This is a genomic window from Pseudomonas agronomica (assembly GCF_025917275.1).
Taxonomy (GTDB): domain Bacteria; phylum Pseudomonadota; class Gammaproteobacteria; order Pseudomonadales; family Pseudomonadaceae; genus Aquipseudomonas; species Aquipseudomonas agronomica.
This window is the reverse complement of record NZ_JAOSHO010000669.1, coordinates 1-2,272: the sequence shown is the minus strand read 5'-3', so window position 1 is coordinate 2,272 and position 2,272 is coordinate 1. Positions and strand designations below refer to the sequence as shown.

General features: G+C 62.8%; 2 protein-coding genes. Both read right to left on the bottom strand.

Annotated features, from left to right (window positions below; translation table 11 throughout):
* Positions 1–47: 47 nt before the first annotated feature.
* Positions 48–965, bottom strand: a complete 918-nt coding sequence (locus OC610_RS26000; protein ID WP_264431899.1) for a dihydrodipicolinate synthase family protein — start codon at positions 963–965, stop codon at positions 48–50.
* A 221-nt stretch (positions 966–1,186) separates the two neighbouring features.
* Positions 1,187–2,215 (bottom strand): trans-3-hydroxy-L-proline dehydratase, encoded by a 1,029-nt coding sequence (locus OC610_RS25995; RefSeq protein ID WP_264431896.1) that lies wholly within the window; start codon positions 2,213–2,215, stop codon positions 1,187–1,189.
* Positions 2,216–2,272: the final 57 nt, after the last annotated feature.

The following is a 2,272-nucleotide window of genomic DNA, read 5'->3' as shown; positions in this document are numbered from 1 at the left end:
GCTCGCTCCCACAGGGTTCTCACATGCCCGAACCTCTGCGCCAGGGCTTAAAGTCCCACATCCGGCAGCTTCGGCCGGTTGGCCAGCGCCGTGGCCATGATCTGCTCCACATACACCCGGTCTTCTTCCGGCAGGGCCAGGCGCGGTGGGCGGGTGAGGGCGCTGCCGCGGCCGGCGATGGCTTCGCACAGCTTGATGCATTGCACCAGGTCGGCGCGGGCGTCGAGGTGCAGGATCGGCATCAGCCACTCGTAGATCGGCATGGCTTCGGCGAAACGTCCGGCACGGGCCAGGCGGAAAATGGTTTCGCCTTCCTTGGGGAACACGTTGGACATGCCCGACACCCAACCTTCGGCGCCCACGGCGAGGCTTTCCAGTACCACGTCGTCGAGACCGGCGAACAGCACGAAGCGATCGCCGACTTCATTGCGCACATCGATAAAGCGCCGGGTGTCGCCGGACGAATCCTTGAAACACACCACATTGTCGCAATCAGCCAGCGAGATGAGGATGTCCGGGGTGACGTCGTTTTTGTAGATCGGCGGGTTGTTATAGACCATCAGCGGCACGTCGGCATGCCGGGCGACGTAGCGGAAATGCTCGGCGGTCTCGAACGGTTTCGAGCCGTAGACCAGCGCCGGCATCAGCATCACGCCGTCGACACCGACCTTGCGCACGGCGTTGGCGACCTTCGCGGCCTGCACACTGGTGAACTCGGCCACGCCGCAGATCACCGGTACCCGGCCACGGGAGGCGTCCACCGCGACTTCGGTCACGGCGATTTTTTCCTCGGCACTCAGGGAGGTGTTTTCCCCCACCGAACCGCAGACCACCAGGCCCGACACGCCATCACGAATGACGTTGGAAATGACCTGATGGGTTTTTTCCAGGTTGATGGAAAAATCATCATTGAATTGGGTAGTGACGGCGGGGAATACGCCGCTCCAGTTGATGCGTTTGCTCATGGGTGTCTCCTTTTAGTATTTCGTATACGTAGGTGAATATGAATAGTTGCTCTTGTAGGCGAGGTAGCTTGCTCCCGCTGGGCCCTGTAGGAGCTGCGGAGCGAAGCGAGGCTGCGATCTTTCCGGGCGCTTGAATTCCAAGATCAAAAGATCGCAGCCTCGCTTCGCTCCGCAGCTCCTACGCGGTGGGGGCAAGTTCACATGCGGTGAGGTTCTGGAAATCATGCGCCGGGCCACGTATCCGAGAGCCGATAGCCCTGCGGCCACGGATCGGCCGGGTCGAGCAGCAATTGGTGCGTGCCGGTGATCCAAGCTCGCCCGGCGATGCATGGGTAGATCGCCGGGCGGTCGGCGACGTCAGTCAGTGAATCGATCCGGCAATGGAATTCGGAGCCGATGATCGAGCGGCCTATAAACCGCTCGCCCACCTGCATCAGGCCCTTGGCGTGCAGCACCGCCATGCGTGCCGAGCAACCGGTGCCGGTGGGTGATCGATCGATCTTGCCGGGTTGGATGACGACGGCGTTTGCCCCGGTGGCGATGCCGTTTTCCCGGACGATGGGCGCGGCGATCTGGCAGAACGAAATGTGCGACCAGTCAGGATTCAGTGGATGAACGAAGCCCAGTTGCTCATTGGCGGCCCGGGTGATTTTCAGGCCCACGGCCACCAGGTCGGCGGCTTCGTCGGGACGGATGGCAAAGCCCAGGCGCTGCGCGTCAACGATGACGAAGCTGTCGCCACCATAGGCAGTGTCCACCTGTAACGAGCCGAGGCCCTCGACTTCGATCCAGGCATCGAGGCGGTCGGCGAACGACGGTACGTTCTTGATCTCGACCCGTTGCACCTTGCCGTCGCGGCAATCGGCCACGGCTTCGATCAAGCCGCCCGGCGCCTCCAACACCAATCGCGTCTGGGGTTCGGTCATCGGCAGGATGCCGCTGTCCAGCAACACGGTCGCGACGCACAGCGAGTTGGAGCCGGACATCGGTGGGGTGTCGGCCGGCTCCATGATGATCCAGGCCATCTGCGCCCGCGGGTCCTTGGCCGGCACCAGCAGGTTGACGTGGCGAAACACCCCGCCGCGAGGTTCGTTGAGGACGAAGTTGCGCAGCGTCTGGTCCTGGGCGATCCAGCGTGATTGTTCCCAGACCGTGTCACCGGGTGGCGGGGCGACGCCGCCGACGATGACATCGCCGACTTCGCCTTCGGCGTGGCAACTGACTATGTGGATGATTCTGGATGAGCGCATGGGTCAAATCCTAGTGTTGTCTGGTCGGGCCTCATCGCGAGCAAGCTCGCTCCCACA